This is a genomic window from Saccharomonospora iraqiensis subsp. paurometabolica YIM 90007, from assembly GCF_000231035.2.
Lineage (GTDB): Bacteria > Actinomycetota > Actinomycetes > Mycobacteriales > Pseudonocardiaceae > Saccharomonospora > Saccharomonospora paurometabolica.
Genome location: NZ_KI912247.1, coordinates 154,575 through 157,770, shown reverse-complemented (window position 1 = coordinate 157,770; position 3,196 = coordinate 154,575). Strand labels below are relative to the sequence as shown.

Here is a 3,196-nt window from a genome sequence, read left to right as displayed (position 1 = left end):
CGCGCCACCGGCCGCGGCCGACGTCACCGACGTGGCCGCGGACATCCCGCCACCCGTACCGACCGACCCCGCGGCGCCGAGGACGGCGCCCGCCGGGAACGCGAAGAGCGGGACCAGCGGCACGAGGACGCCCGCGTGCGCGCGCAGCGCCGAGCACACCTGCCGCAGCTCGTCATGCGTCGTGCGGCAGGGGGCGCACCGGGCGAGATGCTGTTCGACCTTGCGGGACTCCGCGCCGGTGACGCTGCCCGCGGTGTAGCCACCGAGCTTCTCCCGGACCGAGCGACACCCGTGCGCCTCCCGGTCGGTGGTGAGATGCGCCTGGAGATACGCGGCCCGCAGGCCGATCCGGGCACGCCGGGCCAGCGCGGCCGTCGCGTTCGCGCTGAGCCCGAAGTGCCGGGCGAGCGTCGCGGGCGCGGCGCCCTCGACCTCGGTCTGCCACAGCACGGTCCGCCACCGTTCGGGGAGCGTGGCGAACGCCCTGGTGATCAGCGACGCCTCGGCCGTCCCGGCCTGGGGATCGGTGTGGCCCCCGGCCCGTGAGCTGAGTTCCTCGTCGGTCACCGGAACGTCCCGGCGGGAGCCCTGCCACTCCCAGGCCACCCGGCGCGCCACCGTCATCAGGTACGCACGCACGTTGTCCCGGGGACCGCTCCCCCTCCGGACCGCCTGCAACACCCGGAAGAAGGTCTCCGCGGTGATGTCGTCGGCCTCGGCCGGGTCCGTGACCAGGCCGCGCGCGAGCCTCCGGACCGCGGGCTCGTGCGCCTCGAACAACTCCCCGAGGGCGGTATCGTCACCGGCACGGAGGCGGTCGATCAGCCCCGCGCTCACGGAGTCGGCCGTCGCCCCGTCCGTCACGACAGGCACCCCCTCCCGGGCCGCACAGCATCTTCCGTCGGATGAGCCTTCCGTTGAACTTTGAACACCATACGGAGTGCACTTCGCAGTCGTCACCCCTCGTGTTCCGTCCGTAATCGAAGGGCCCCCGATCGAGTGGCGACGCACCGGGGTATACACTGGGACTCACACCGGACGGAGTTCCGGATGTGCGGACGTAGCGCAGCTGGTAGCGCATCACCTTGCCAAGGTGAGGGTCGCGGGTTCGAATCCCGTCGTCCGCTCTCGGTCCCACCCCTCCGCACGGCGGGTACGGACAGCCTCGAGGCCCCGGATCCGGGGCCTTTCTCTTTTGATCCCCACGGCACCGCGCTCACGCGGCACCGGCCACAGGGGCACCCCGTGGCCGGTGCGGTCGCGGCGTCGCCGCGCGGCGGGTGGTCAGTCCCCCGGGACGCCGACCCCCACCGGGCAGGACACGCCCGTGTCACCGAGGCCGCAGTAGCCGTTCGGCACCTTGTGCAGGTACTGCTGGTGGTAGTCCTCGGCGTAGTAGAACGGACCCGCGGACGCGATCTCGGTCGTGATCTCGCCGTGGCCCGCGCCGTGCAGCGCCTTCTGGAACGCCTCCCGGGACGCCCTAACGACGGCGTCCTGTTCCCCGTCGGCGGTGTAGACCGCCGACCGGTACTGGGACCCCACGTCGTTGCCCTGGCGCAGGCCCTGGGTCGGGTCGTGGTTCTCCCAGAACACCTTGAGCAGCGCCTCGTAGGACACCCGGTCCGGGTCGTACACGACGAGCACGGCCTCGGTGTGCCCGGTCAGGCCGGAGCACACCTCTTCGTACGTCGGGTTCGGGGTGTGCCCGCCCGCGTAACCGACCGCGGTGGAGTACACCCCCGGTGTGCGCCAGAACACCCGCTCAGCACCCCAGAAACAGCCGAGCCCGAACACGGCCGTGCGCATCCCCTCCGGGAACGGCGGCTTGATCCGCCGGTCCGGGTACACCGCGTGCGTCTCCGGCGTCGCGAGCGGTTCCGCGCGACCGGGCAGCGCCTCCTCGGCGGAGACGAGCCTCGTCCTGTCCCGTCCGAACATCCACATGGCGTCGAGTCTACCGGCACAATGACCCACGGAAGGGTGGCGCGACAGCCGGTGGCGCCGCACCGGGCCGGGGAGTGGCGCGATGACGTGGCAGGAGGAGCTGCGCGAGCTCGACCGCGAACTCGCGGCGGGCACGATCAGCCACGGTGAACACCGGCGGCGGAGCGAGGACATCCTCGCCGAGGCGTCGGGCGCACCGCTGTTGGCCGCGCCGGAACCGGCGCCCACGGGAAGACCGGATTCCAGGCCGACACCCGAACCCGAACCCGAACCGACACCGGGAACCGGGCCGACACCCGAACCCGTGCCGACGTCGGATCCCGGGCCAACGCCGAGTTCCGGGCCGACACCGCGTTCCGGGCCAACGCCGAGTTCCGGGCCGACACCGAGTTCCGGGCCGACACCGGGAGGCGACGCGGCGTCCCGGGCGAAGGCGCTGAGGAACACCGGTCGGCCGACCACGGCGCCGAGTCCGGCGGACGTGTCCGAGACGCGGGTGCTGCCGGTCGTGGACCCCGGTGCCGCCCCGTTCCCGTCCGCGCCCGTCGCGGCCCCGCCGCCCGGACCGTTCCCCTCCGAGGCCGGCGACCGCAGCGGGCCGACCTGGGTCGTTATCTCGCTCGCGGTGCTGCTCGCGCTCGGCGCGGTGATCGGTGGCGCCTGGTGGCTCGGACAGGAGCGCTCCACGGCGCCGACGATCGTGGCGGGCGAGACGGCGGGCGTGCCGACCACCCCCACGGAAGCGGACGACGGCGACGATGAACGCGACGGTGACGGCGGCGGGCGGAGCACCATCCCGGAACCCGCACTGGCGGACCGGCTGCCCCTGCTCCCGGGGGAACCGGGCCGGGACGACTCCACCCTGTCCGTGGACACCGGTGTCGAACTCGGCCTCTACCCGCCGCGGTCGGCGGACATCCTGCGCGGGCACGGGGTGCGCGAGGTCGTCCACCGGTCCTCGACCGACGGGGACCACGGCTACTTCCTGCTCGCGATCCCCACACCGGGACGGGACGAGGCCACCGCCGTCGTCGAACGCATGCGGGAGCTGACCCTCGGCGCGGGTTTCGCGCCCGCGTCCGGCACGCCCGGCACGCTGACCGGACCACTCGACGGTCGCCGTGTCCGGGGCACCTGGTACGCCTCCGGCGAGGTCGCGGTGAACCTGTGGGTCTCGGCGCCCGATCCCGCCGACCGCGCCGAACTCGGCCGGCGCACCCGCGACACCCTGGCGGCGCTGCAGGCGGTG

At 73.6% G+C, this 3,196-nt stretch carries 2 protein-coding genes, 1 tRNA gene and 1 pseudogene; 2 read left to right on the top strand and 2 right to left on the bottom strand.

The annotated features are described in order from the left end of the window. Positions 1–864 (bottom strand): sigma-70 family RNA polymerase sigma factor (locus SACPADRAFT_RS34015; RefSeq protein ID WP_007027039.1); only part of this gene is annotated, 864 nt, incomplete at its 3' end. Positions 865–1,054: 190 nt separating this feature from the next. Between SACPADRAFT_RS34015 and SACPADRAFT_RS0214990 the strand changes: the two genes are divergently transcribed. Beyond that, positions 1,055–1,127: transfer RNA gene (locus SACPADRAFT_RS0214990), tRNA-Gly, on the top strand. 157 nt (positions 1,128–1,284) lie between these two features. On the opposite strand, the gene msrA is transcribed toward SACPADRAFT_RS0214990, so the two are convergent. Continuing rightward, positions 1,285–1,947 carry a peptide-methionine (S)-S-oxide reductase MsrA gene (gene msrA, locus SACPADRAFT_RS0214985; protein WP_007027038.1) on the bottom strand — a complete coding sequence of 221 codons (663 nt, stop codon included), beginning with the start codon at positions 1,945–1,947 and terminating at the stop codon, positions 1,285–1,287. Between the two features lie 481 nt (positions 1,948–2,428). Here msrA and SACPADRAFT_RS32980 point away from each other — a divergent pair. Further along, a pseudogene (locus SACPADRAFT_RS32980) lies at positions 2,429–3,196 on the top strand (hypothetical protein); the annotation flags it as partial.

Excerpts from the sequence above, each read along its gene's own strand:
- msrA (WP_007027038.1), bottom strand. The coding sequence starts at position 1,947 with ATGTGGATGTTCGGACGGGACAGGACGAGGCTCGTCTCCGCCGAGGAG.